The sequence below is a fragment of the Mesorhizobium sp. ORS 3428 genome, from assembly GCF_001854785.1.
Lineage (GTDB): Bacteria > Pseudomonadota > Alphaproteobacteria > Rhizobiales > Rhizobiaceae > Mesorhizobium.
In genome coordinates this window covers 30,457-56,451 of record NZ_MDFL01000181.1, presented here as the reverse complement: position 1 = coordinate 56,451, position 25,995 = coordinate 30,457, and the positions used below count along the sequence as shown (strand labels likewise).

27 protein-coding genes are annotated in these 25,995 nt (G+C 64.3%); all 27 read right to left on the bottom strand.

From position 1 onward, the window contains the following. Positions 1–46 precede the first annotated feature (46 nt). Entirely contained in the window at positions 47–316 is a 270-nt protein-coding gene (rpsO, locus tag ORS3428_RS29580; RefSeq protein ID WP_040973454.1) for a 30S ribosomal protein S15, read from the bottom strand. Positions 317–508: 192 nt separating this feature from the next. After that, on the bottom strand, positions 509–1,603 hold the full coding sequence (gene corA / locus ORS3428_RS29575) for a magnesium/cobalt transporter CorA (protein WP_071101803.1): 1,095 nt from the start codon (positions 1,601–1,603) through the stop codon (positions 509–511). 139 nt (positions 1,604–1,742) lie between these two features. Then, positions 1,743–2,699: a tRNA pseudouridine(55) synthase TruB gene (gene truB, locus ORS3428_RS29570; protein WP_071101802.1), complete on the bottom strand. Its 957-nt coding sequence runs from the start codon at positions 2,697–2,699 to the stop codon at positions 1,743–1,745. After that, positions 2,700–3,137 (bottom strand): 30S ribosome-binding factor RbfA, encoded by a 438-nt coding sequence (rbfA, locus tag ORS3428_RS29565; protein WP_071101951.1) that lies wholly within the window; start codon positions 3,135–3,137, stop codon positions 2,700–2,702. 122 nt (positions 3,138–3,259) lie between these two features. Further along, positions 3,260–5,824 (bottom strand): translation initiation factor IF-2, encoded by a 2,565-nt coding sequence (gene infB, locus ORS3428_RS29560; protein ID WP_071101801.1) that lies wholly within the window; start codon positions 5,822–5,824, stop codon positions 3,260–3,262. Then, the gene (locus ORS3428_RS29555) at positions 5,821–6,471 is read right to left on the bottom strand and encodes an RNA-binding protein (RefSeq protein WP_108723213.1); all 651 of its coding nucleotides are present in this window, start codon (positions 6,469–6,471) and stop codon (positions 5,821–5,823) included. The genes infB and ORS3428_RS29555 overlap by 4 nt, the downstream gene beginning before the upstream one ends. A 32-nt stretch (positions 6,472–6,503) precedes the next feature. Continuing rightward, positions 6,504–8,084 (bottom strand): transcription termination factor NusA, encoded by a 1,581-nt coding sequence (nusA, locus tag ORS3428_RS29550; RefSeq protein ID WP_071101799.1) that lies wholly within the window; start codon positions 8,082–8,084, stop codon positions 6,504–6,506. A gap of 46 nt (positions 8,085–8,130) precedes the next feature. After that, positions 8,131–8,757: a ribosome maturation factor RimP gene (gene rimP, locus ORS3428_RS29545; RefSeq protein WP_071101798.1), complete on the bottom strand. Its 627-nt coding sequence runs from the start codon at positions 8,755–8,757 to the stop codon at positions 8,131–8,133. 212 nt (positions 8,758–8,969) lie between these two features. Then, the gene (locus ORS3428_RS29540) at positions 8,970–9,449 is read right to left on the bottom strand and encodes a GNAT family N-acetyltransferase (RefSeq protein ID WP_443136888.1); all 480 of its coding nucleotides are present in this window, start codon (positions 9,447–9,449) and stop codon (positions 8,970–8,972) included. Positions 9,450–9,482: 33 nt separating this feature from the next. Further along, positions 9,483–9,782 (bottom strand): type II toxin-antitoxin system TacA family antitoxin, encoded by a 300-nt coding sequence (locus tag ORS3428_RS29535; protein ID WP_071101796.1) that lies wholly within the window; start codon positions 9,780–9,782, stop codon positions 9,483–9,485. A gap of 111 nt (positions 9,783–9,893) precedes the next feature. Further along, entirely contained in the window at positions 9,894–10,595 is a 702-nt protein-coding gene (gene trmB / locus ORS3428_RS29530) for a tRNA (guanine(46)-N(7))-methyltransferase TrmB (protein ID WP_071101795.1), read from the bottom strand. A gap of 20 nt (positions 10,596–10,615) precedes the next feature. Then, complete coding sequence (gene metK / locus ORS3428_RS29525; RefSeq protein WP_071101794.1) at positions 10,616–11,893, bottom strand: methionine adenosyltransferase; 1,278 nt, start codon at positions 11,891–11,893, stop codon at positions 10,616–10,618. Positions 11,894–12,059: 166 nt separating this feature from the next. After that, a complete protein-coding gene (locus tag ORS3428_RS29520; protein WP_071101793.1) occupies positions 12,060–12,482 on the bottom strand; it encodes a helix-turn-helix domain-containing protein in 423 nt (140 codons plus the stop codon). A 140-nt stretch (positions 12,483–12,622) separates the two neighbouring features. Then, complete coding sequence (lnt, locus tag ORS3428_RS29515) at positions 12,623–14,212, bottom strand: apolipoprotein N-acyltransferase (protein WP_071101792.1); 1,590 nt, start codon at positions 14,210–14,212, stop codon at positions 12,623–12,625. A gap of 194 nt (positions 14,213–14,406) precedes the next feature. After that, positions 14,407–14,877 (bottom strand): VOC family protein, encoded by a 471-nt coding sequence (locus ORS3428_RS29510; RefSeq protein ID WP_071101791.1) that lies wholly within the window; start codon positions 14,875–14,877, stop codon positions 14,407–14,409. A 10-nt stretch (positions 14,878–14,887) separates the two neighbouring features. Continuing rightward, positions 14,888–15,964 (bottom strand): hemolysin family protein, encoded by a 1,077-nt coding sequence (locus tag ORS3428_RS29505; protein ID WP_071101950.1) that lies wholly within the window; start codon positions 15,962–15,964, stop codon positions 14,888–14,890. Between the two features lie 27 nt (positions 15,965–15,991). Further along, on the bottom strand, positions 15,992–16,489 hold the full coding sequence (gene ybeY / locus ORS3428_RS29500; protein WP_071101790.1) for an rRNA maturation RNase YbeY: 498 nt from the start codon (positions 16,487–16,489) through the stop codon (positions 15,992–15,994). A 107-nt stretch (positions 16,490–16,596) separates the two neighbouring features. After that, the gene (locus ORS3428_RS29495; protein ID WP_244508149.1) at positions 16,597–17,589 is read right to left on the bottom strand and encodes a PhoH family protein; all 993 of its coding nucleotides are present in this window, start codon (positions 17,587–17,589) and stop codon (positions 16,597–16,599) included. A gap of 83 nt (positions 17,590–17,672) precedes the next feature. Then, positions 17,673–19,082, bottom strand: a complete 1,410-nt coding sequence (gene miaB / locus ORS3428_RS29490) for a tRNA (N6-isopentenyl adenosine(37)-C2)-methylthiotransferase MiaB (RefSeq protein WP_071101788.1) — start codon at positions 19,080–19,082, stop codon at positions 17,673–17,675. 73 nt (positions 19,083–19,155) lie between these two features. Further along, positions 19,156–19,968 (bottom strand): lysophospholipid acyltransferase family protein, encoded by an 813-nt coding sequence (locus ORS3428_RS29485; RefSeq protein ID WP_071101787.1) that lies wholly within the window; start codon positions 19,966–19,968, stop codon positions 19,156–19,158. A gap of 30 nt (positions 19,969–19,998) precedes the next feature. Then, positions 19,999–20,493 carry a ribosomal protein S18-alanine N-acetyltransferase gene (gene rimI / locus ORS3428_RS29480; protein ID WP_071101786.1) on the bottom strand — a complete coding sequence of 165 codons (495 nt, stop codon included), beginning with the start codon at positions 20,491–20,493 and terminating at the stop codon, positions 19,999–20,001. Further along, a complete protein-coding gene (tsaB, locus tag ORS3428_RS29475) occupies positions 20,493–21,206 on the bottom strand; it encodes a tRNA (adenosine(37)-N6)-threonylcarbamoyltransferase complex dimerization subunit type 1 TsaB (protein WP_071101785.1) in 714 nt (237 codons plus the stop codon). The genes rimI and tsaB overlap by 1 nt, the downstream gene beginning before the upstream one ends. Positions 21,207–21,338: 132 nt before the next feature. Beyond that, entirely contained in the window at positions 21,339–22,445 is a 1,107-nt protein-coding gene (locus ORS3428_RS29470; protein ID WP_071101784.1) for a DUF1513 domain-containing protein, read from the bottom strand. Between the two features lie 4 nt (positions 22,446–22,449). Continuing rightward, entirely contained in the window at positions 22,450–23,532 is a 1,083-nt protein-coding gene (locus ORS3428_RS29465) for an imelysin family protein (RefSeq protein WP_071101783.1), read from the bottom strand. Continuing rightward, a complete protein-coding gene (locus ORS3428_RS29460; protein WP_071101782.1) occupies positions 23,532–25,139 on the bottom strand; it encodes a di-heme oxidoreductase family protein in 1,608 nt (535 codons plus the stop codon). The genes ORS3428_RS29465 and ORS3428_RS29460 overlap by 1 nt, the downstream gene beginning before the upstream one ends. A 12-nt stretch (positions 25,140–25,151) precedes the next feature. Continuing rightward, complete coding sequence (gene bfr, locus ORS3428_RS29455; protein ID WP_071101781.1) at positions 25,152–25,637, bottom strand: bacterioferritin; 486 nt, start codon at positions 25,635–25,637, stop codon at positions 25,152–25,154. After that, on the bottom strand, positions 25,603–25,914 hold the full coding sequence (locus ORS3428_RS32000; RefSeq protein WP_083355353.1) for a (2Fe-2S)-binding protein: 312 nt from the start codon (positions 25,912–25,914) through the stop codon (positions 25,603–25,605). Before ORS3428_RS32000 ends, bfr begins: the two co-directional genes overlap by 35 nt. Positions 25,915–25,995 lie beyond the last annotated feature (81 nt).

Below are 25,995 nucleotides of genomic sequence, written 5' to 3'. Positions count from 1 at the left end.
ATGCGCAACCGGCGGACCCTCCGGAGAGAGCCCGCCGGTCAATTCGTCAGCGACGCAGACCGAGCTTGTCGATCAGCGTCTGGTAGCGCGCGTCGTCCTTGCGCTTGAGGTAATCAAGCAGGCTGCGGCGCTGGGAGACGAGAGCAAGCAGGCCACGACGGGAATGGTTGTCCTTCTTGTGGTCCTTGAAGTGCTCCGTCAGGTTCTTGATGCGCTCGGAAAGGATGGCAACCTGGACTTCCGGGGAGCCGGTATCGCCCTTGGCGGTCGCGAATTCAGCCATCAGTTCCTTCTTGCGCTCGGCAGTAATCGACATCGTGTTTTTCCTTATCTGTTCGAGGAAACGGGACGCCCACGGCCGGGATGTCGTCCAGCGGGGGCCGGTGCAAAGCGACGCGACAGGGCGCGAAGCTGCGGCGCATATAGTGCAATTCCCGACAAAACACCAGCCCAAATGTCAAGCCGGCTTGTCGCAGGTCCTGCCGGCAAAACAAAGGTTTGCGGGTGGCTACAACCACTTCTTCCACTTGAAGAAAGCAATCAGCGCGACGGCGACAACTGCCATGAACAACAGGGCCGTCGGATAGCCGTAATAGGCTTTCAGCTCGGGCATGTTCCAGGGCGAGCTTTGCGGATCGAAGTTCATGCCCCAGACGCCGACAAGGAAAGTGAGCGGCATGAAGATCACCGAGACGATCGTCAGATAGGAGATGACGTCGTTGGTGCGCGCCTGGGTGAGGGACAGATGCATCTCGATCAGGCCGGTCAGCATGTCGCGCTGGTTCTCGACCAGCTCGATCAGCCGCAGCGAATGATCGAGCGTGTYGTTGAAGAAGATCTTGGTCTCGGCCTTCACGAAGGGCACATCGTTGCGGATGAGCGTCGCCAGCGCATCGCGCATCGGCCACAGCACGCCCTTCAGCACATTGGCGTCGCGCCGCAGCTCATGCAGCTGCCGCATCTGATGCTTGTGCGGCGTGTTGAGCATCTGGTCCTCGATGCCGTCGACCAATTCGCTCGCCGTTTCGATCGGCGGGAAATAGCTATCGACGATGGCATCGATCAGCGCATAGGCGAGATAGTCGGCGCCGCGCGAGCGCAGGCGGTTGGGCATGGCTGCCGCGATGCGCTTGCGCACGGGGTCGAACGGGTCGCCCTCGCGCTCCTGGAAGGTGACGACGAAGTTCTTGCCGAAGAACACCGCGATCTGCTCGTAGCGATGGGCGGTGACATCGTCGATCATGCGCATGACGACGAAGGCGTGATCCTCGAAGAAGTCCACCTTCGGCCGTTGGCCGGTGTTGACGACATCCTCCAGCGCCAGCGGATGCAGGTTGAAAATGCGCCCGATCTCCTCGATCAGCTGGATGTTGGCAAGCCCGGTACAATCCAGCCAGACGACCGGCCACCGGTCGCAATGCGTATTGAGCTCGTCGATGCTCGCATTGTCGATGGTCTTGAATTTCTCCGGCGAGATCAGCGTCAGCCTGAGCTCGCTGCGCCGCGCCGCCGGATCGGCGATCAGCGTGCCGGGCGAAGCGCCGACCGGCGGCCGGCGGATTTTCTGCGGCGCGCGTTTCGTGGCAGTGTCAGCGTTTGCCATGGGCTCCTCGGGCGCAAAACCTTAGAGCGGTTCGGTAGTTGCTGAACCGCTCCAACCATCTGTTTTCACGCAATTCGGGGATGGAAAACCGCTACTCGCTTTCCTCGAATTGCTCCGAGCGAAAACTAGCTGAGCACCGCTATCCGGCAAAGACCCGCTTGGGCTTGAACATGCCCTGCTCGATGGCGCCGATGGCGACGAGCCTGCCGCGCGCGGTGGCGCAGGCCTCCTCCGCCTCGACCGGCGCGTCGCGGCCGCGAATGATGACCGGATTGCCGAGGCGGATCTTCGTCGCAGCGTCGTCGCTGACGGCGACCTGCGGCAGGCACTCGAGCGCGACAGCGGTATCGACCAGCAGCGCATCGATGGCGTCGAAATCGATCGGGGCCTCGGCCCCAGCCGAATTCTCGCCGGCRCCGCCGAAGCGGGCTGCTTCAAGTTCGGCGACGGTGACAAAATCGTCCGACGTGAACGGCTCGACCTCTACTCGGCGCAGCTCGGCGACATGACCGAAGCAGCCCAGATCRCGGCCCATATCGCGCGCCAGCGAGCGCACATAGGTGCCCTTGCCGCATTCGACCTCGAAGACGCTGCGGTCGCCACTGTGCTCGACGAGATCGAGACGTCCGATCTCGATCTCGCGGGCGGGAATGTCGACCGTCTCGCCGTCGCGGGCGAGGTCGTAGGCGCGCTCGCCGGCGATCTTGATGGCCGAGAATTGCGGCGGCRTCTGCATGATGATGCCGGTGTATTTCGGCAGCAGCGCCCTCACCTCGGCTTCGGCCGGGCGGCGGTCCGAGCTGTTCGTCACCGGGCCCTCGAGGTCGTCGGTCGAGCGCTCCTCGCCCCAGGCAACGGCGAAGCGGTAGACCTTGGCGCCGTCCTGCACGTAAGGCACGGTCTTGGTGGCCTCGCCCAGCGCGATGGGCAGCATRCCGGAGGCCAGCGGATCGAGCGTCCCGGCGTGGCCGGCCTTCTCCGCCTGGAACAGCCATTTGATCTTCGAGACAGCCTCGGTCGAGCCCATGCCGACCGGCTTGTCCAGCACCACCCAGCCGGAAACCGGCCGCCCCTTCTTCTTGCCGCGACGCGCCACTTATTCCTCGTCCTTGCCGTCTTTGTTCTCGTCGCCGGTATTCTGATCATCGGGGCCGAGATCGCGCGCGACTTCGGGCGATTTCAGCAATTCGTTGATCCTGGCGAAATTGTCGAAGGAAGTATCGAGCCGGAAGCGGATTTCCGGCATGTACTTCATCTGCCTGAGCGCACCGGTGATCCGGCCGCGAATGAATTTCGTATGCTTGTTCAGCGCCCCGACCACAGCGTCGGCATCGCCCGCGCCGAGCGGCGACACGAAGGCAGTGGCGATCTTGAGGTCGGGCGACATGCGCACCTCGGAAATGGAGACGACCGAGTTCTCGATCACCGGATCGATGATCTCGCCGCGCTGCAAGGTCTCGGACAGCGCATGACGCACCTGCTCGCCGACGCGCAGCATGCGCTGGGAAGGTCCTGATGTTGTCGAACGGGACATTTTCTTCAGTCCTGAAATCGTGAAGCGCGGGATGGGACCGCGCCACATGTCTCAAATACGCGTAAGGTCTGGGCRGCAGCCTTTCAGCCGCCGCCCGGCCATTTCGGAAAGTATATCCGAACTTAGAGCGTCCTGCTCACCATCTCGACGCGGAAGCACTCGATGGTGTCGCCGACGCGCATGTCCTCGTAGTTCTGGAAGGCCATGCCGCATTCCTGGCCGGYAGGCACTTCCGAAACCTCGTCCTTGAAGCGCTTCAACGTCTTCAGCGTGCCTTCGTGGACGACGACATTGTCGCGGATCAGGCGGACACCCGCGCCACGCTCGACCTTGCCTTCGGTGACGCGGCAGCCGGCGATCTTGCCGACCTTGCTGATGTCGAAGATCTCGAGGATCTCGGCATTGCCGATGAAGGTCTCGCGCCGTTCCGGCGAAAGCAGGCCGGAGAGCGCCGCCTTCACGTCATCGACGAGGTTGTAAATGATCGAGTAGTAGCGGATCTCGATGCCAGCGGCGGCCGCAGCCGTGCGCGCCTGCGCATTGGCGCGGACGTTGAAGCCGATGATCGCCGCACCCGAGGTCTCGGCGAGCGAGACGTCGGTTTCGGTGATGYCGCCGGCGCCCGAATGCACGATCCGCACCCTGACCTCGTCGTTGCCGAGCTTTTCGAGCGCGGCATTGATCGCCTCGATCGAGCCCTGCACGTCGCCCTTGATGACCAGCGGGAATTCCTTCAGCCCGCTCGTCTGCATCTGCGACATCATCTGCTCGAGCGAGCCGCGCTGGCCGGCATGCTTGGCCACCGCCTTCTCGCGCGCCAGGCGCTGACGGTACTCGGTGATCTCACGCGCACGCGCCTCGTTGTTGACGACGGCGAAGCGGTCGCCCGCCTGCGGCGTGCCCTGGAGGCCGAGCACCTCGACCGGCATTGCCGGCGGCGCTTCAGGCACATGCTCGCCGCGATCGTTGACGAGCGCGCGGACACGGCCCCATTCGTTGCCGGCAACGAGGATGTCGCCGGGCATCAGCGTGCCAGTCTGCACCAGAACGGTGGCCACCGGACCGCGGCCCCTGTCGAGCTTGGCCTCGATGACCGCGCCTTCGGCGGTGCGGTCGGGATTGGCCTTGAGGTCAAGGATTTCGGCCTGCAGCAGGATCGCCTCGAGCAGCTTGTCGATGTTGGTGCCCTTGGTCGCCGACACTTCGACGTCGAGAACCTCGCCGCCCATCGATTCGACGAACACTTCATGGCGCAGAAGCTCCGCGCGCACCTTCTGCGGGTCGGCGTCGCGCTTGTCGATCTTGTTGATCGCCACAATGATCGGCACGTTGGCCGCCTTGGCGTGATTGATCGATTCGATCGTCTGCGGCATCACGCTGTCGTCGGCCGCCACCACCAGCACGGCGATGTCGGTGACCTGGGCGCCGCGGGCGCGCATGGCCGTGAAGGCCGCGTGGCCGGGCGTGTCGATGAAGGTGATCTTCTGACCGTTCTTCTCGACCTGGTAGGCGCCGATGTGCTGGGTGATGCCGCCGGCTTCGCCGGAGACGACGTTGGCGTTGCGGATGGCGTCCAGCAGCGAGGTCTTGCCGTGGTCGACATGGCCCATGATGGTCACCACAGGCGGACGCGAAACCAGGTCCTCCGGACGGTCGGCGATGTTGAACAGGCCTTCCTCGATGTCGGACTCGGCGACGCGGCGGACCGTGTGGCCGAATTCGGAAGCGACCAGCTCGGCCGTATCGGCGTCGATGACGTCGCCCGGCTTCATCATCTGGCCCTGCTTCATGAAGAACTTGACCACGTCCACGGCGCGCTCGGACATGCGCTGCGCCAGTTCCTGGATGGTGATGGTTTCGGGCAGGATCACTTCGCGCATCACTTTCTCGCGCGGCTCGTTGTGCAGCGCGCGCTTGAACTTCTCCTGGCGGCGCCGCATCGACGACAGCGACCGGCCACGCGAATCTTCGTCCGACAGCGCCGAGTTCAGCGTCAGCTTGCCGCGGCGACGGTCGTCCTCGCCCCTGGCGGGCTTTGCCGGACGCGCCACTTCTGGCGTGGCAAGGCGACGAGCCGGCGCACCGGCACCGCCACTGCCTATACGGCGCGGCTTGACCTCCTCCTCGTCGTCGGCCGTAGCGACCTCCGCGGCCTGCGGCGCGCGGCGGCGAGCCTCTTCCTCGGCACGGCGGCGGGACTCGGCCTCGGCCTGCAGGCGGGCCTCTTCCTCGGCCTGACGGCGCGCGGATTCCTCACGCTCGCGCTTGCGGCGTTCTTCTTCCTCGGCGCGGCGCTTGGCCTCTTCCTGGGCGCGCAGGCGATCCTCGATCTCGCGAGCCTTCGAGCCCTCGAGCGCCCTGCGGCGCGCCTCCATCTCGCCACGCGACAATTCGTTGAGCACCATGCCGGAGCGTTCCGGCTGCGGGGGCGGCGCCTTCGGCGCTTCCTGCACGGCGGGCGCGGCCGGAGCGGCCGGCTTCGGCGTGAAGACCGACGGCGCCGGCTCCGGCTTGTCGCCGGGCAGCGAGAACTTGCGCTTCTTGGTCTCGACCACGACCGACTTGGTGCGGCCGTGCRAGAAATTCTGGCGCACGGTGCCCTGCTCGAGGCCGGGGCGCTTCAGCGTCAAGGTCTTCTTCGGCGTAACGCTCAGCGTCTTGTCGTCGCCCGATTTCGTATCGCTCATTCCATATCCTCTGCGGCATCATCTTCGTCAGCAACGGCCGCAAGCATTGCCAAGTCGTCCGGGCTACCGCCCCGATACTGGTCGAGCGCGACGATGCGCTTCTCAACCGCCTTTCCCGCGTCCTGCGCGAGGACGGCAGCATGTATCACATTTGTACCCCCCAATGCCAAGCTCAACTCGGCTTCGGGGAAAAGTTTGTAGGCAGCGATGGCGGGGCCGCCGAGATGGACGGTCGCCCGCCGCGCCTGACTGATCTTGCGGACGCCATCGTCCGAGGCTTCGACAGCGTGCAGCACGACGAGCGCCAGCCCTTGGCGCACCGCGGCCTCCACCTTGGCGGCGCCCAGAACGACCGCTCCGGCCTTGCGAGCGAGACCCAACATGCCCAGGGCGGATCTGGAAAGCAGCCCGTCGACCATGTCGCCGAGATCGGCGGGAACGGTGACCTGCGCCTTGAAGGCGCGAGCAAACAGATTCTTCGCCGCTGCCTTGTCGATATGTAGGCGATCAGCGGTCACCCAGCAACCGCGGCCGGGCAGATTTCTCTTGATGTCCGGAACGACGGCCGAATCCGGGCCGACGACGAAGCGGATCAGCTCATCCGCTTCGGCCTGCCTGCGCGTGACGATGCRGGTGCGATCGTTCATCTCGTCCACGGGCTTTGCGATGCGCGTTCACCTCACGCACCGACGGCTTCGCCGGCAGCCAGCTCTTCCTCGGAGATCCAGCCGGCCCTCTTGCGGGCGGCCAGCACCATCTGCTCAGCATCGGCGCGAGAGACGCCGTGATCGGCAAGCACGCCGGGATACACCTTGGTCTCGCCGTCCTTGCGCTCCTTCCAGCCGATCAGGTCGTCGGCCGCGTAGCCGGCGAAGTCCTCGATCGTCATCACGCCGTCCTCGCCGAGCGTCACCATCATGGCCGTGGTGATGCCGGGGATTTCGCGCAGCTCGTCCTTGACGCCGAGCGCCTTGCGCTTGGCATCGTGCTCGGCCTCGATCTTTTCGAGGTATTCGCGGGCGCGCGACTGGATTTCCGAGGCGGTGTCCTCGTCAAAACCGTCGATCGAGGAGATCTCGCCGGAGTCGACATAGGCGACTTCCTCGACGCTGGTGAAGCCTTCGGAAGCGAGCACCTGGCCGACCATCTCGTCGACATCGAGGGCTTCCATGAAGAGGGCCGAACGCTCGACGAACTCCTTCTGGCGACGCTCGCTCTCTTCCTGCTCGGTCAGGATGTCGATGTCCCAGCCGGTGAGCTGCGAGGCAAGGCGCACATTCTGGCCGCGGCGGCCGATGGCCAGCGACAGCTGGTCGTCCGGCACCACCACCTCGATGCGCTCGGCATCCTCGTCGAGCACGACCTTGGCGACTTCGGCCGGCTGCAGCGCGTTGACGATGAAGGAAGCGGCCGAGGGCGACCACGGAATGATGTCGATCTTCTCGCCCTGCAGCTCGCCGACCACCGCCTGGACGCGGCTGCCGCGCATGCCGACGCAGGCGCCGACCGGATCGATGGAACTATCGCGCGAAATGACGGCGATCTTGGCGCGCGAACCYGGATCGCGGGCCACCGACTTGATCTCGATGATGCCGTCGTAGATTTCCGGCACTTCCATGGTGAACAGCTTGGCCATGAACTGCGGATGCGTGCGCGACAGGAAGATCTGCGGGCCGCGCTGCTCGCGGCGCACGTCATAGACATAGGCGCGGACGCGGTCGCCGTATTTGTAGTTCTCGCGCGGGATCAGCTCGTCGCGGCGGATGATCGCCTCGCCGCGACCAAGGTCGACGATGACGTTGCCGTATTCGACGCGCTTGACGGTGCCGTTGACGATCTCGCCGATGCGATCCTTGTACTCGTCATACTGGCGATCGCGCTCGGCCTCGCGCACCTTCTGGACGATGACCTGCTTGGCCGACTGGGCGGCGATGCGGCCGAAATCCATGGGCGGCAGCTGCTCGGCGATGAAGTCGCCGATCTGGGCATCGGGGTTGCGCTCGCGCGCGGTGGAAAGAGCGATCTGCGTCGCGTAATCCTCGACGTTCTCGACCACCTCCATCAGGCGCTGCAGCTTCATCTCGCCCGTGTTGGGGTTGATGTCGGCGCGAATGTTGGTTTCCTGACCGTAACGCGAACGCGCCGCCTTCTGGATCGCATCGGCCATGGCGGCGATGACGATCTGCTTGTCGATCGACTTTTCGCGCGCGACCGCGTCGGCGATCTGCAGCAGTTCGAGCCTGTTGGCGCTTACAACCATTGTCTTTCTCCCGACTTCGCTCCGGGCACGCGGCCCGAAAGCGCAATCAACTTTCCTGTTCTGTTTCGTTTCCTTCGCCGGCAGCTTCCGCTTCGCCCCGGCRCTTCTTTGCTTCCTTGCGGGCCCTGTTGTCCTTCGACAGGGCCTCGCGGATGAGATCGTCGGTCAGCACGAGCCGCGCCTCGGCAATCGCATCATAAGGCACGCGCACGGCCGGCTCTTCGCCATAGGCCGCCTTGTCGCGCTCCAGCAATATGCCATCGGCGTCCGCCTCGGCGATCTTGCCCTTGAAGCGCTTGCGGTCGCCGATGAGAACCGAAGTCTCGAGCTTGACCAGATGACCGGTCCAGGTGGCGAAATCCGATTTGCGCACCAGGGGCCGGTCGATCCCCGGCGACGACACTTCGAGATGATACGCCTTTTCGATCGGATCTTCGACATCGAGCGCAGGCGACACCGCGCGGCTGACCTCTTCGCAATCCTCGACGGTCATGGTGCCGTCCTCGCGCTCGGCCATGATCTGCAGCGTCAGCCCGTTCTGGCCGGTCAGTTGCACCCGCACAAGACGGAAGCCGATGGCCCTGAGCACAGGCTGCACGATCAGCGCAATGCGTGCATCGATGCCGCTTTCGCGGATGATACGGTCGTCGGCTTCGCTTGCCGCTGCGGTCATCGGATCCCTGTCGCTTTGTCGCTCCGGCCGGCGGGTAATAAAAAAGAGCGGGACCGCGAGGACCCACTCTTCGTCATACCGACCAAGAATTTGACCCTGATATAGACGATCCGGGCCGGTGTTTCAAGCCTGCAGGCAAAGGGCTTTGGYGGTGTGACCCGGGTGCGGGATTCCCGACCGTTGCGACTTCGCCGAGCGCTAGTCCCTCGACCTTACTTCCGGGCTTCTACGAGCGACGCGGCAATTGCCGCGATCGAACGGAACAAGACAAGTGGATCGTCCTTTGTCGGGAGAAATCCGCGCCGCAGCCAGAATTGCGCCGCGTCTTCATCGATTGCATTGACCATGAGCGCGCGCCCGCCAATCAGTTCAGCGGCCTGAACGCAGCGCTGAAGGGCATGTTTCACCAAGCCCGTACCGATGCCGCGCTCAGCCCACCCAGTATCGATCGCAAGCTGGCCGAGGAGGAGACAGGGCACCGGATCGGGCGGCTGCCCTGTGCGGATCGATCGAGGCAAGATCGACGGCACCACAGCCGTAGGCGCCAGACCGTAGTATCCGACCACGCGATTTGCTTCATGAACAACGAGAACGGCGGTAAAGCCCTTCTCCTGATTGGAGAGCGCACGCGTTTTCAGCCAGTGATCAAGCGCYGCTTTCCCACAGGAAAATTCGGAAACGGCATGCGCCACCGTAAGTGGCTCGGGAGCCGATAATACCACGGCTTAGCGCTTCGTTGGGTAACCAGCTTCCCAAGGCGCGGGCCGCTTTGCCAATTCCACCATCTCGGGAACCGGAGCGGCCGGGGCCGCCAGAATCTCCATAAACGCAGCAAATCCTTCCGGGCTCAGGCGGACAAGACGGCTCTCCATCAACACGTCCTCGGCCGCGCGCACGGCCGCATCGCGCACGAAGTCCGTGCGAGATCGACCACGGAGCGTGGCGGCACGATCAATCATCGCCACGTCCGCTTCCGGCAAGCGCATCGATATCGGGTATTCCTTACGTTCGGCGGTAGCGGCCACGATTGTCTCCTTACCAGCAGGTAGCGGGGTTGTAGCGCTAAATACAATACAACGCGGCGCGACATGCTTCAAGGTATGCGGGGCTTTAGCTAGCCCCGCAACGTCGTCAAGCTACTTCCGGATAAAGGTCAGATAGGCGGGCCGCCGTCCTTCGCGGATGGCTTTTGCCTCGTAGCGGGTGCCGGGCCAGCCTTCATAGGGCCGGTGCCAGTCGGTTGCCCCGCTCGCCTTCCAGGCGAAGGCGCTGTGAGCGAGGCAGGCTAGCAGCGTCCAGTTCACATAGCTGTCGATATCGGAGGCAAAGCGGAACCTGCCGCCCGCCTTCAGCACCCGCGCAAACCGGTCCAGATTGGCTGGGCTGACGAATCGCCGCTTCCAGTGCTTTTTCTTCGGCCAGGGATCGGGATAAAGCAGGTCGATGCCGTCAAGCGAGGCCGGCGGCAGCCAGTCGAGCAGGCGCGTGGYGTCGTCGTCATAGACCCTGAGATTGGCGAGCGGGCGCTTGTCGAGCGCCGTCATCATCTTGGCCATGCCGTTGACGAAGGGCTCGACCCCGATGAAGCCGCTCGCCGGCTCCTGCGTTGCGCGATGCAAGAGATGCTCGCCGCCGCCGAAGCCGATCTCCAATTGGATGGCCGAGACATCCGCCTCGAATAGGCTGCGCAGATCAGCCGGCGGCTCGGTCGCCAGGTCGAGCTTGTATTTCCTCAACCCGCTTTCCAGCGCCGCCGCCTGCTGCGGGCGGATGGCCTTGCCGCGCCGGCGGCCGAAAAAACCTTCGGTCGCGCGCGTTGGCCTGTCGTTCGGCTCCATGGATAGGCTTGGCGACGCCGTCAGGCGGCAATCGCATCGGCGACCGCGTCCCTGAGCGCCTTGGCGAGGTCGGTCTTCTCCCAGGAGAAGGAACCGTCGCGGCCGGCCTTGCGGCCAAAATGGCCATAGGACGAGGTCTTGGCATAGATCGGCCTGTTGAGGTCGAGATGGCGGCGGATGCCGGAAGGCGACAGGTCCATCACCTGGCGCAGCGCCTCTTCGAGCCTGCCCTCGTCGACCTTGCCGGTGCCATGCAGGTCGACATAGACCGACAGCGGCTGGGCGACGCCGATGGCGTAGGAGAGCTGGATGGTGCAGCGGTCAGCGAGCTTGGCCGCCACCACGTTCTTGGCGAGATAGCGCGCCGCATAGGCAGCCGAACGGTCGACCTTGGTGGTGTCCTTGCCGGAGAAGGCGCCGCCGCCATGGGGCGCCGCGCCGCCATAGGTGTCGACGATGATCTTGCGGCCGGTGAGGCCGGCATCGCCGTCGGGCCCGCCGATCACGAACTTGCCGGTGGGGTTGATGTACCAGTTGCAGTCGTCGGCGATCTTGAGATCGCCAAGCGCCTCGCGGATGTAAGGCTCGACGACCTTGCGGACCTTCTTGGAATCCCAGCTCGAGTCGAGATGCTGGGTGGAAAGCACGATCTGCGTCACTTCCGCCGCCTTGYCGTCGGCATAACGCACGGTGACCTGGCTCTTGGCGTCCGGGCCGAGCTTGCCGGCTTCGCCGTTGTTCTGATGGCGCGCTGCGGCCAAAAGTTCGAGGATCTTGTGGCTGTAGTAGATCGGCGCCGGCATCAGGTCCGGCGTCTCGCGGCAGGCATAGCCGAACATGATGCCCTGGTCGCCCGCACCTTCCTCGCCCTGGCGGTCGGCGGCATTGTCCACGCCCTGGCCGATATCGGGCGACTGGCCGTGCAACAGCACCTCGATCTTGGCCGTCTTCCAGTGGAAGCCAGCCTGCTCGTAGCCGATCTCGCGGATCGCCTTGYGGGCGACCGACTTGAACTTGGTGGGATTAACGATCGGGTGGCCCGCCGCATCCATGAGGATGTTGCCGGCCTTGTCCTTCTTCAGCAGCGTCTCGGGGACCCTGACCTCGCCGGCGATGACGACGCGGTTGGTGGTGGCAAGCGTCTCGCAGGCAACACGCACCTTCCACGGGTCCATGCCCGTCTTCTTGGCTTCGCGATAGACGAGATCGACGATCTCGTCGGAGATACGGTCACAAACTTTGTCGGGATGGYCCTCGGAGACGGATTCCRAAGTGAAGAGATAATTCTGCCGCGTCACGGGTGTCCCCTCTTGAAAAGATCGGCCGTCTGCCGATTTTGGCGCGCCACGTGTTAGCGGTGCCGGGCGCTGCTCGTCAAGCGGCGCGACGGATCTGGCATGAATGTCGGAACAAGCGGCTTGTGCCACCGGCGGCGGGGACACCGCCGGGGGCATGGGCCTGTGACTACTCGGCATCGTCCGGAGACAGCGATTTCACGAGGTCAATGATCCTGCGCCGCACCTTGACGTCGGGAATCTTGACGAAGGCGCGATTGAGCTGAAGCCCCTCGGGGCTGCCGCAAAATTCGATGGCGAACGCCATCGAGGCATCTTCGGCGAATCCGCGATTGCTGGCCCCGGCCTCCTGACCTGGGRCATCTTCGAAGAAGAAGGCGACGGGAACGCTCAGGATCGAGGCGATCGCCTGCAGGCGGCTGGCGCCGACCCTGTTCGTCCCCTTTTCGTACTTCTGGATCTGTTGAAACGTGATGCCGAGATTTTCACCCAGCTTTTCCTGGCTCATTCCAAGCATATTTCGGCGCAGCCGGATACGACTGCCGACATGAATGTCGATCGGATTCGGCTTCTTCTTGTTCTCTTCTGTCATTTTTTCCTCGCCGAATTTTTCCGGCTTTTTCTATTTTTTCTTGCCCAAACGAAGCCGGAGCCACCTGCCCCAACAGTCCCCTCCAGCCGACTTCGAGAAAATTTTAGGCGTTACAGTATGAGTTTCTAATGTGCCGACTGTCAATTCGCCCGTAGCCGCTGCCTTACATTCAATGTTAAGGCCATCAGGGCGAACAGCAACATGATCAGCAATCCGTTAATGCGCCGCTGATGGGCGGACAGCAGAGCGTGCCCGGAAACCGGCACATGCGCATCTATGGCGCCGCGCGCGTCGACCGCCAAAGCATCGACAATGCGCCCGCGTGAATCGACAACGGCGGAGATACCGTTGTTGGCCGCACGCAACACAGGCAATCCGTTCTCCACTGCGCGAATCTGCGCTTGCCTGAAATGCTGGTACGGACCTGGCGTGTCGCCAAACCACGCATCGYTCGTAACATTGACAATAAGCTCGGATGACGCAACGTCAACCGCCACAAGGTCAGGAAAGATGACCTCGTAGCAGATGAAAGGCACCGCACTGAGGCCGTTCGGCACCGCGATCRGGTGCCGATCGTTGCCGGCGGCGAAGTTCATCGGCCCGGCGACCAGTTGGCCTATGCCGAAGCGCTCGAACAGACCGGCAAAAGGCAGATACTCGCCGAACGGCACCAGATGCACCTTGTCGACGGCATCGACGATCTCGCCCTTGTCGTTGATCGCCACGACGGAATTGTAATAGCGGCTGCCGGCATTGGCCGCGCCGCCCTCCTCGCGCAYGACGCCGGCGATCAACATCTGGCCGTCGCTCAGCATGTCGCCCAGCGCCGTGAGCGCGTCCGGACGCTCCGTGAACAGGAACGGCACGGAGGTTTCCGGCCACAGGATCAGCTGCGGCTTGGCATGGCCCTCGTCCGGCGCCTTTCCCGATATTCCCATCAGCGTGGCGAAGATGCGGTCGCGGACCGAGGCATCCCATTTCTCGCTGAGATCGACGGCAGGCTGGACGATGCGAACGTCGATCGAGCGGGTGGCGGGCTCAGCCGGCCTTGCGAGCCTGAAATAGCCGAAGCCGACATGGGCGGCGGCAAGGATAACAAACAGGGCAAGGCCAAGCCTCAGATGCCGGCGGGCGGCAATAAGCGCGGGGAGCGAAAAGACAAAGACGGCGAGCGCGTTCATGCCGATCATGCCGGTCACCGACACGCTCTGCATCAGGATCGGCACCGGCATCGCGGCATAGCCGACGGCATTCCACGGAAAGCCAGTGAAGAGAAAGTCACGCAGCCATTCGGCGAGGCCGAAGCCGAAGGCGAGTGCCGCGATGCGGCCGATATCGCTGGTCCAGAAAAGCCGCGCCACAACCGTCGCGAAGCCGTAGAAGAAGGCGAGCGCGAAGGGGATGCCGACCACGGCGAACGGCAAGGCCCAGGCGAAGCTGTCGGCCTCGACCAGAAGCGCCTGCCCGATCCACCACAGGCCGGCAAGGAAATAACCGAAGCCGAACCACCAGCCGATGGAAAAGGCCGGCCGCAGGCGGCGTAGCCAGCCGTCCGAGGCTTYCCCCGTGGCGCCGTCGAGCAGCCWGACAAGCACCGGAAAGGAGACGAAGCAGACGGCAAAAAAATCGTAGGGCGCCTGGGCAAGCACCGCGAGCGCTCCAGCGACAAACGCCACCAGCGCCCGCCGCCATCCCCACAGCAGAATAATCCGGCCGRCAAAGCGCTTCATATAGCTTCCCAAGTCGCGCGAATCAGGCAGCCAGAGATTTAACAGGCTGCGCCGCGTGTTCCAAATGACGGTGATTTGAGGGACGCCTTTCTAAAGCGAGTCGCGCTGAAACGTATTCAGACGACGCGCTTTAAGTCTTTGTTTTGATGCATGTCGCTCTCCCAAAACCGCTGCGCACTTTTGGGCGACATGCATCAGCGGTGCCACCCTTCGATGCTGAGGCCGCTCAGCCGCTCGGCCTCCTCGCGCGGCACTACACGCAAGGTCTGGGTGAAGGTCCATATATGGCCTTCGGGATCGCGTGCCCGGTATTGCCGTTCGCCGTAGAAATGATCGGCAGGTTCCTCGATGATTTCAGCCCCTGCGGCGCGCGCCTTTTCGCAATGCGCGTCGATGTCGTCCTTCAGGCGGATATAGATCGACTGGGTGTTCTTCCCGCCGACCGAGGCCGGACTGGCAATGTGCCCGGCCCATTCGGAATCGACGATGATGTAGCCTTCGCCGAACCGCATTTCGRCATGGACGAGACGGCCGTCCGCATCGCTCACCACCATGCTCGGCTCGAAGCCGAAGGCCGCCTGCAGCCAGGCCAAAGCCGCTCGCGGATCGCGATAGAAGACGCCGGACCCGATGACGGCGTGCTTGAACGGATCGTCGACCGGCATGCGAGACGTATCAGGCCTGCTCGGTGCGCGCAGCGCGGCGGCGCTGCCGTTCGCCCTTCGGGCTCTGCACGATGCGCACGCGCTTGACGCGGCGCGGGTCGGCATCGAGGACGTGGAATTCGAAGCCAGGAATGGCCTGGACGACTTCGCCGCGAGCCGGGACGCGGCCAAGCGTGTTGAAGATCATGCCGCCGATTGTGTCGACATATTCGCCATGCTCGCCGGCGGCGAAATCCTCGCCGATCATCTTGGYGACCTCGTCGATCTCGGCCTTGCCGTCGACCACGAACACGCCGTCGCCGGCCTGGGTGATCATCGGCTCGTCGTCATCGTGCTCATCCTCGATGTCGCCGACCACCATCTCGACGATGTCCTCCAGCGAGGCGAGGCCGTCGGTGCCGCCATATTCGTCGATGACGAGCGCCATCTGGGTGCGCGTCGTCTGCATGCGCCCCATCAGGTCCGAAGCAAGCATGGAAGGCGGCACGAACAGCACCGGGCGGATCAGGTCGAGATCGCCGATCGTGCGCGCGAGATCGACCTGGGCGAGATCGAGAGCGGGCGGCGTCTGCGCCTTCCTGCTCGTGCGTCCCCGCTTGACGCGGGCGACCTTGGTAATGTGGGCAAGAACGTCGCGGATGTGGACCATGYCGCGCGGGTCGTCGAGCGTCTCGGAATAAACCGGCATACGGGAATGGCCGGATTGCTCGAAGAGGCCCAGCAGATCGCCGAGCTTGGTGGTGATCTCGACCGCTTCTATGTCGGCACGCGGCACCATGACGTCCTCGACACGCACCTCGCGCAGCCGCAGGATGTTGTTGAGCATGGCGCRTTCGCCGGGCGAGAAGGATTCGACGTCGCTGGTCGTCTCGGCCAGCGCGTCGGCGATCTCCTCGCGCAGGTTGGTGCCGTTGCGGTGCCTAAACAGGCCGAGCACGCGATCGAAGAGCGAAGGACCGGCATGCGAGGGCTCGGTGCCCGTGCTGCCGGTCGGAATACTCGGACTGGAGCCCTCTTCCGTTTTTTCGGAAGGCTTGGCCACACCGCCGGCGTCCGGACGGGCGGCAGGTTCTGGTTTGTCGTTCATCGCCATCAGGTCAATTGGTCTTTTTTGTTACGCGTAGGGATCGGGAATGGCAAGCCTCGCAAGCGCGGCGCGCTCGATCGCCTCCATCTCCTCGGCCTCGGCGTCGGTCTCGTGATCATGGCCCAGAAGATGCAGCAGGCCATGAATGACGAGATGGGTGATATGGTTCTCCAGCGGCTTGTCTTCCAGAGCGGCCTCGCGCGCGACCGTCTCGGAGGCCAGCACGATGTCGCCGAGCATCGGCGGCAGCTTGCCGCCCTTCGGGACGGAAAAAGCCGGGAAAGACAAGACGTTGGTCGGCTTGTCCTTGCCGCGCCATTCGGCATTGAGGGCGCGGATATGGGCATCGTCGGAAAAAACGATGCTGAGTTCCGAGGCGCCCTTCGACCCGGTCTCGGCAAAGGCGACCGCGACCGCCCGATCGACGAGACGTGTCAGCTCGGCTTCCGCCGGCCAATCGCCGGCCTCGACGAAAATATCGACGTCGATCGGCGTCTCGTCGCTGGATCGCGGATTTTCAGCCATGGGGTCTATCTTTTTGTTTGAGCACGATTTTCCCGAACCGGAGGTCAGCGAAGCAGAAGCCGCCGCACGCTTTTCGCTAGCGCGGTCCTTCGGTTCGGGATCATGCTCTAGCTCTCGGCGCCGAGACCCCTGGCGAGCTTCCCGTCGCGGTCATAGGCCTTGACGATCTCGGCGACCAGCGGATGCCGCACCACGTYGCCTTCGTTGAAGCGGACCGTGACGATGCCCGGCACGCCGTCGAGGATGCGCAGCGCTTCGACCAGGCCCGACTTGGTGTTGGGCGGCAGGTCGATCTGGCTCGGATCGCCGGTCACGATCATGCGCGAATTCTCGCCGAGACGGGTGAGGAAYATCTTCATCTGCATCGGCGTGGTGTTCTGCGCCTCATCGAGGATCACCGCCGCATGCGCCAGCGTGCGGCCGCGCATGAAGGCGAGCGGCGCGATCTCGATCACCTCGGCGGCGATCGCCCGCTCGACCTTGTCGGCCGGCATCATGTCGTAGAGCGCGTCGTAGAGGGGCCGCAGATACGGATCGACCTTCTCCTTCATGTCGCCGGGCAGGAAGCCCAGGCGCTCACCGGCCTCAACGGCCGGACGCGACAGCACGATGCGCTCGACCATGCCGCGCTCCAAGAGCATCGCCGCGTGCGCCACCGCCAGATAGGTCTTGCCGGTGCCGGCCGGGCCGATGCCGAAGACCATTTCGGAGCGCTCCAGCGCGCGCATATAGGCGTCCTGGTTGAGCGAGCGGGCATAAATGGTGCGCTTGCGCGTCGCGATCTGCGCGGCCGAGACCTTGCCCTTTCGCTCCATCGTCGGCAGCGTCAGCTGGTCGTCGGCGGCGATCGCCATGCGCACGGCGCCGTCGACGTCGGACTGGCCGATCTCGGCGCCCTTCTGGAGAATGCCGTAGAGAGTGTCGAGCGCACGACGCGCCTGCTCGGCCGCCGAGGCCGAGCCTTTGATCGCGAGTTGGTTGCCGCGCGAGCGGATGTCGACGCCGAGCTTCTGCTCGAGCCGGGCCAGGTTCTCGTCGAACTGGCCGTAAAGGGCGCTGGCAAGCTTGTTGTTGTCGAAGGTCAGTACGATGTGCGCCATGTCGGAGGCCCCGGAAGCCTGGTTCTGGGGCGGGTTCTTCAGTTCAGCAGCGCTCAACCGTCTCTCCTCATCTGCCGAGATCGTCAGGCCAGTTCGGCGAACAGGCTGTTGGGGCCTGTATTCGTGATTCGTACCTCGATAATGTCACCGATTCCACCGGCCTTGTCGTCAACAATAACCGGCTGCAGCCAAGGCGAACGGCCAACGATCTGGCCGGCATGGCGGCCGGGCTTCTCGATCAGTGTGCTGACCGTGCAGCCGACCAGGCTGGTGATGAAATCCTTCTGCTGCTCGTTGATCAGCGCCTGCAATCGCTGCAGCCGCTCGTCCTTCACCGCCTCGGATACATGGCCGTCCATGTCGGCGCCCGGCGTGCCGGGGCGAGGCGAGTATTTGAACGAGAAGGCCGAGGCGTAGTTCACGTCGCGCACCAGCTTCAGCGTCGCCTCGAAATCCTCTTCCGTCTCGCCGGGGAAGGCGACGATAAAATCGCCGGACATGGCGATATCGCTCCGCGCGGCGCGCATGCGATCGATGAGGTTCAGATAGTCGCGTGCCGTGTGCCTGYGGTTCATTGCCTTCAGTACCCGGTCGGAGCCAGACTGCACAGGCAAATGCAGATAGGGCATCAGTGCCGGCAGGTCACGGTGCGCGGCAATCAATTCGTCATCCATGTCGCGCGGATGGCTGGTCGTGTAGCGCAGCCGCGCCAGTCCGGGGATCTCCGCCAGGCGGAAGAGCAGGCGGCCGAGACCCCATTCCTTACCGCTCTCGCCCTCGCCGTGCCAGGCGTTGACGTTCTGGCCGAGCAGCGTCACCTCGCGAACGCCGGCGTCCGCCAGGCGTTCGGCCTCGGCGACGATCTGCGCCACCGGCCGCGAGACTTCCGAACCGCGCGTATAGGGCACGACGCAGAAGGTGCAGAACTTGTCGCAGCCTTCCTGCACCGTGAGGAAAGCGGTGACGCCGCGCTTTGCGACTTCGGCGCGCTTCGGCTGCGGCAGGTGCTCGAACTTGTCCTCGATGGCATAGTCGGTCTCGACGATCTTCTCGCCGCCGCGGACCTTCGCCAGCACGTCGGGCAGACGATGATAGGTCTGGGGGCCGATTACGAGATCGACGGCAGGCGCGCGGCGGATGATCTCGGCGCCCTCGGCCTGTGCCACGCAACCGGCGACGCCGATCAGCAGCTCGCGCCCGCTTTGCGCGCGCTCGGCCTTCATGTCGCGGATGCGGCCGAGCTCGGAATAGACCTTTTCGGCAGCCTTCTCACGGATATGGCAGGTGTTGAGCAGCACCAGATCGGCGTCTTCGACCGCGTCGGTAGCGACATAGCCGTCGGCGGCCAGCGCATCGGTCATGCGCTGGGAATCGTAAACATTCATCTGGCAGCCGTAAGTCTTGACGAAGACCTTCTTCGCCGCTGCCGCAGGCACCGGCTCGCGCTCGGGCGCCGCGCCGACGTCGTGACTTTCAATCGTGTTCAATTCCATCGGGCGGCTTCTAACGCCTTTCCGTGACAAAAAACAGACGATTCTGGCGGCCTGCAGCGCCGCGCGTGCGGTTTCAGGCTATGCGCTGACGACTGGGACGCGGATCGGCGAGCGTGGCCTGCATCATCTCGCGGACCTTGGCTTCCATCAATCTTGCCGTCTCCTTGCGGCTCGAGCCTTTGGAAAACGGCACCGGATCGCCGAAATGCACCTCGGCGTCGACCGCGCCTTCGGCAAGCAGGACCTTCAGATGCGGCATCAGATCCTGGTCGCCGATCCAGGCGGYGATCGGCCGATGGCGGCGGCCCATCGGCACGCCATGCACCCGCGTGTAGGCGATCGCCACCGGCTGGATGAACACCTGTTCTGCCGCCCCTTCCGCTATCGCCATGGTGGCCGCGCCAAAAAGCGTGCTCTTGAACGGCAGCACCAGGTTGCCGTCGCCTGTCGAGCCCTCGGCAAACAGCACCATCGCGTCGCCCTTGGCCATGCGCCTGGCGATCTCGCTCGCCTGGTCGCCGGAGGTGCGCTTGCGCTCACGCTCGATGAAGACGGTGCGCTGCAGCTTTGACAGCATGCCGATCAGCGGCCAGCCTTCCATGTCGGCCCTGGCAATGAACTTCACATCGACCACCGAGCCGAGCACCATGATGTCGGTCCAGGAAATGTGGTTGGCCGCGACCAGCAATGGGCGCTCCCTGACGAGCGCGCCCTTGACGTGCACGCGCATGCCGAGCGCCTTCAGGACCATGCTGTGCCAGATCCTGAGGACGACCGTCTCCGGCCAAAGCCCGGTCTTCATCGAGAGTATCTGCAGCGGCACCAGCACAACCGAGCCTAGGACGACAAGGCCGAGCGCCAGGAAAACCCTCAGTTTTTTGATCATCAGCGCGCAGGCCCTGTCCCGGCCGACTGGCTAGCGAAGATCGCGACGCATGACAAGCGCGCCGGTCGGGCCGTGCTCGGTCGATCTGTAATAGTTCGGGCGCTGGCCGACCTGGCGGAAGCCGAGCCTGCGGTAGAGCGCGATCGCCGGCGCGTTGGTCTCGTCGACCTCGAGGAAGAGTGCCTCGGCGCGCTGCGCATGCAATTCGCGCAGCACCGCGTCCATCAATTGCCAGCCGAGACCTTGGCGGCGATGCGCGCGGGCAACCGCAACCGTGAGGATCTCGCCCTCGCCGGCCGCCAGCCGCGCCAGCACGAATCCGACAGGTGGTTTTGCTCCCTGCCCGGTCTCGCGCGCCGCGTAGCCGAATACGGTGTCCTGTTCGAGAAGCGTCGCGAACTCGCCATCGGTCCAGGGGCGGACGAAATCCTCGCGATGCAGCATCGACACGGCGGCGCTGTCGGCGACGGTCAGCGGCTCCAGCGCATAGTCCCTGCGGCGCGGCCGAAAGAAAGGTATGCGCATCAGGATTCTTTTCTCCCTGCGTCCCCCACCGGGCGATCGTGTTCTTGTCTTGGYAAAATGAACCCGGCCTGCGGCTTGGCGTCGGCGGCGCGCAGATAAAGCGGCTTCGGCCTTTCGCCCGGCCCCTTGACGGCGGCCAGCCTTGCATAGGTGGCGATATCGGCTGTCGCGGCGATCGGGCCGACATCGAAGCTATCTCCGGCCGCCGCGGCAATCTGCGGCGCGGCGGTGCCCGCAAGAACCGCGGACGCCTTGACCGCCATTTCGGTCGCCTCGGAAGGCGTGACGACCGCCGGTCCGTAAGTCAATCCTAACGCTTCGTCGAAAAAGGCCGCATGGAGCTCGTCGCGGCCGGCATCCAGCGCGGCAAGCACGGAGCGGCCGGGAAAGGCATTTGCGGCCTCCGCCGCCAGCGCCTCCAGGGTCGTCACGCCTATGCCCGGAATCTTCAGGGCCAGCGCCAGGCCGCGTGCTGTCGAGACGCCGACGCGCAGGCCGGTGAAGGAACCAGGCCCGATCGAGACGGCGACGGCATCGAGATCGCGATATTCGATCCCGCCCGCCTTCAAGGCTGCCTCGATGACGGCCATCAGGTGCTCGGCATGGCCCTTGCCGAGGTCGAGCACCTGGCGGCCAAGCTCGATGCCTGCGCCCGCGTCATAGACGCAGGCGGCACAGAGATTGGCGGCGCAGTCGATGGCGAGCAGCTTCATACGGGCAGCTTCATGCAGTCGGTTAACGAACGCATTTTCTGTGCCCGGCATGGCTGGCCACCGCAAGGGCCACATCGCATAAATGTTATGCGGCTTTGCTTTGCCGCAAGGCCAATGGCAAAGCCCTGGCGATCATGCCGAAGCCGCGATGCGCAGCATGTGGTTGTCCCAGACATAGTCAGGCTCGGAACGCGCGGTGCCGGCACCGCCGACAATCTCGCCGGCGCCGGTCGTCGCCATGAAGCCGCCGGCATCCGGCGCCAGGCCGCAAACTTCGACAAGCGACCGGCTCGCGACAACGCGCCGGCTGGCAGTGTCGATGACCGCCAGCGAGTTTCCCTCGGGCGAAGTTACGGCGACCGTGCCGGCTGCGGGATTGGCGGCGACCGAGCCGATATAGTTGCGGAAACCGGAGAGCACGTCCTGCGGCATCTCCAGCAGCTCAAGGTCCTTGCCGCGCGCGGCGCGACCGACCAGCGCCGGGCGGTCGGTTGCCGGCCCGCGATACTGACAGCCGAACCAGACCGTGCCTGCCTGGTCACGGTCCATGTGGCGGATCGACAGCTGGTGCAGCGCCGGTGCCAATTCGTGCTTTTCGATCAGATCGCCGGTGATGCGGTCGACCAGCGTATAGGACGGCCTCATCGTCGCGATGTTCAATTCGGCGCGGCCGAAATCGGGATGCGTCTCGATGCCGCCATTGGCAATGGCGAGCGTCCTGCCGTCGCCGAGCAGCAGCAGTTCGTGCGGACCCATGCCGTAGGTCGAGAACTCGCCGATGCGGTTGAAACTGGCGCGGGCGTCATAGACGCCGACGACGCCCGCGGCTTTGTCGAAATCGTTCTCGGTGGCATAGAGCAGCGCGCCGTCCGGCGAAAAAACGCCATGGCCGAAGAAATGCCGTCCGGCGGCGCTGGCGATGGTCAATGGCGGCATGCGGCCGCCATGGTCGAAGACAACCGCGAACGTGCCGGGTTGCCGGGCAAAGACGACCGAGCGCTTCGACACCGGATCGAAGGTGACGTCATGACCTCGGTCGGGCAGATCGACAGTGTGCAGGATCTTACCGGCCTCGGAGAGCACGGCGGCGCCGAAGCTGCCGTCCCGCTTGACGAAGGCGGTGGCAAAGACAGCGTCCGCGGCAAGCGCGTCGGCCCAGGCGCGCGGCGCGATCGCGGCGGCGAAGCTCGCGCCGGCGGCCCTCAGGAAATCGCGGCGATCGATGAGCGCGGTCCTCACGGCATCAATCCCCGTCCAGCGACGAAAAGCCGGCGGTGAGGCCGAACTCGGTGGTCATCCTGGTGCCGACCAGATTCGAAAGACTCGAGGTTAACAGCGCAAAGTGATCGAGCTTTTCGCGCAGCGCCGGATCGCCGAGCGCCTTGTCGATCGGGCCTTTGACGGACTTCGCCGTCGCCACGCCGTTGGAGAGTTGGATGTGAATGGAGTCGGCCATCCACCGGGCATCGCGAGGCAGYGCATCGCCAAGCTTCGAGGCCTGGAACAGCTGGTCGATGCCCGACAGGTTCCCGGCCAGCGACGTCGTCGTATTCTGCGAGCGCCAGTAGATCGCCTGGTTCGGCTTGTCCGCGTCCGGCTTCGCGCCGAGGAAGCCCTTGAGCCGCACATCGCGGACCATTTCCAGCTCGTTGATGAGAGCGCCAACCAGTTCCGTCACCGCTTCGGTGCCGTTGCGATAGAGCGGGTTCTTCGGCCCYGGATTGGCCCAGAGCRCCGCAAAGCTGCCCGGCTTGTCGCTCCAGGCGTCGCGGACMTCGCCGGCGATCGTCTGAATGTTGCCGGCCACCGCCGCGCCATAGGCGCAGCGATAGGATTCGTCCTTGCCGGCAAGCGTTTCGGCGTGTTCGCCGAACAGCACATATTCGAGCGCGCCCAGCCCCTGCATGGCGACGCTCTTGCCTGCCAGCTGCGCAGGATCGGCGGCAGACGGGTCCTTCGCCGCGAGCGTCGCCTGCACCTGCCTCAAACCGATGCTCTTGCGGTCCGGCCAGTAGAGCATGCGCTCCAGCCGATTGTTCTCCTTAATCGGACCGAAGGCGATGACCTCGGCCACCGACCAGGCCTCGACCGTGGCGGAAAAGCCCRCACGCGCCGCATCCAGATTCTGCTGGGATGGGGCATCGCAAAGCTGGCGCATCGCCTTGGTCAGGCTCGCGGCGCGATCGCTAAGGCTGGCATAGGCCGGGCGGACGAAATCGTCGATCGCGTGTTCGATGACATAGGAGGCTTTGACCACGGCCGATGCAGGCGAAACGGCGGCCAGAAACAATGGGAGAGCAAGCGCRGCTGCCATTCGGTTAAACATCAGAGCGACTCCAGGAATTTGATGAGCGCATCACGATCGGCCGCGGCGGCGTCGGCAAAGCGGTCGCGCGCCTTCTGGCCCTCGCCGCCATGCCAGAGGATTGCTTCGGCAAGCGTTCGCGCGCGCCCATCATGCAGATAAAACATGTTGCCGTTGACGGTGCCGGTGAGGCCTATGCCCCAGAGCGGCGGCGTGCGCCATTCGCTGCCGCTGGCCTCGCCCACACGCTGCCCGTCGGCAAGTCCCTCGCCCATGTCGTGCAGCAGGAAATCGGAATAGGGCCAGATCAGTTGGAAGGCCCGCGCCTTGTTGGGGGTGCCGCGCATGGTGACGAATTTCGGCGAGTGACAGGAAATGCAGCCCATCTCGTAGAACTGTTTCTTGCCGGCAAGCACTTGCGGCGTGTCGAGATCGCGCCGAGCCGGAACCGCCAGGTTCTGCGAATAGAAGGTGACCAGGTCCATGACCGGGGGCGGCGCTTCCGCGGTGCCGAGGCGCTCCTGCACGCCGTTCGGCAGGGCAAGGCAATCCTTCTGCGCCTCGGTGCAGTCCCCCCAATGCTTCGGCGCTTCCGGCGTCGAGATGCCGATGTCGCCTGCAAAGGCATCGGCGGCCTGCTGGCGGATCGATGCGGCCTGCGCCTTCCAGCCGAAACGACCGAGCCTCAGTTCGCCGGTCAGCGGATCACTAACAAGATTGGGCCTGCCGGAAATGCCGTCGCCATCGCGATCGTCCGGATCGGCATGGGCGAGGATATCGGCAGGGGCAATCTGCTCGATCAGGCCAAGGCCGATCATCGGCGGCGTCAGGCGCGGCGAGAGCGTGGTGCGCGGATCGAGCGGGCCGTAGGCGAGATCCTCGACCGAATAGCTCGGCTTGCCCAGCGAAACGACGGTACCGTCGCCGAGCGTCACGGTCACTTGCGAATAGTCGACGCGCATCCGGCCTTCGCCCCTGAGGCCCGGAACCGCAAGATCCTGCAATTGCGAGCCATAGACCGGATCGGGGAAATTCAGCGCTTTATGCTCCGCGAGCGCGGCCTCTTCCTCCGCGTTGCTTGCGTCGCGCGCCAGCCGCAGGAACATGGAGGTCGAGCCGGCGCCGCCTTCCGGCGGCCTGCCGCGACCGTCCTTCAGGTGGCAGTTCTGGCAGGCGCGTTCGTTGAACAGCGGTCCGAGCCCGTCGGACGCCTGCGTCGAAGACGGCGACGACACCCAGTTCTTGCGGAAAAGCGCATTGCCGAGCTTGAAGGTCGCCTCTTCCTCGAAAGTGATGTTGGCGGAGGATTGCGAGAAGGCATCGCGGTTGATGTCCTTCCTGGACGTGCCGGCGCCGCCCTGCATCAGCTCAAACTTCTCTGGCCTGGAAAAATCCGTGGTCGGCCGGGTGACGGCAAGGACCCGCACCTGGTCCTTCGGCGACAGATCGGTGCGATTGCCGGCGAGGCCCRCAAGATGCGACTCGCCGGCCATAGCCGAAGTTGAAAGCGTGATTGCCAGCAAAAGCGAAGCCCCGCGACAATTCCGGTATCGCAGGCTCTTCGGAAGCGGCAGGCCACCATCGCTGGCCCGCCGCGCGCGGCGCAAGACGTCTACGGGGCGCCGCATTCCCGCATGTCCTTACTCCGCCTCGTTGGCCGAGTCGGCGTTGAGCTGGCCGTATTTTTCCTCGCCGATCGAGGCGAGCAGGTCGAGCTGCGTCTCGAGGAAGTCGATGTGGCCTTCCTCGTCGGCCAGCAGGTCCTCGAACAGTTTCATCGACACGTAGTCGCCCGCCTCATGGCAGATCTCGCGCGAGCGCTTGTAGGATGTGCGCGCGTCGTATTCGCCGGCGAGATCGGATTCGAGCACTTCCTTCACGTTCTGGCCGATGCGCAGGGGCGCGACGGATTGCAGATTCGGATGCCCTTCGAGGAAAATAATGCGCGCCACCAGCCGGTCGGCATGATGCATTTCCTCGATCGATTCCGCCCGCTCCTTCTTGGCCAGCCTGGTGTAGCCCCAGTCCTCGAGCACACGATAGTGGACCCAGTACTGATTGACGGCTCCGAGTTCCAGAAACAGGGCCTCATTAAGCCGCTCGATGATCTGCGGTTCGCCTTTCATGGAATCTGCTCCCATATTGGACCCGCAAGCCTCTTACGCGGTCCAGGTGTGAAACAATGTCCGCGCCGTTTCCCTCTGAACGGGCGTGGTAGTTCTCGGTGACCCGAATGATCGTTTCCACCACATTTGGAAAGCAGCCGCAACAGCGGCCTCGCTTGTGCATGGCGTGATAGACCTTGGCCGGCACAATAAGCTGCCAGGGATCTTCATCCAGCAGACCGATGATCGTCTGCTCGATCTCCTTTTCCGTGATGATGTTGCAATGGCAGATCAGCATCTACTTGCTCTGGCTGACGGCGCCGCTCCGGCGCCGTTTGGCTGGTTCTCAATCGTGCACGATCTTGTCGAAAAATCGGCA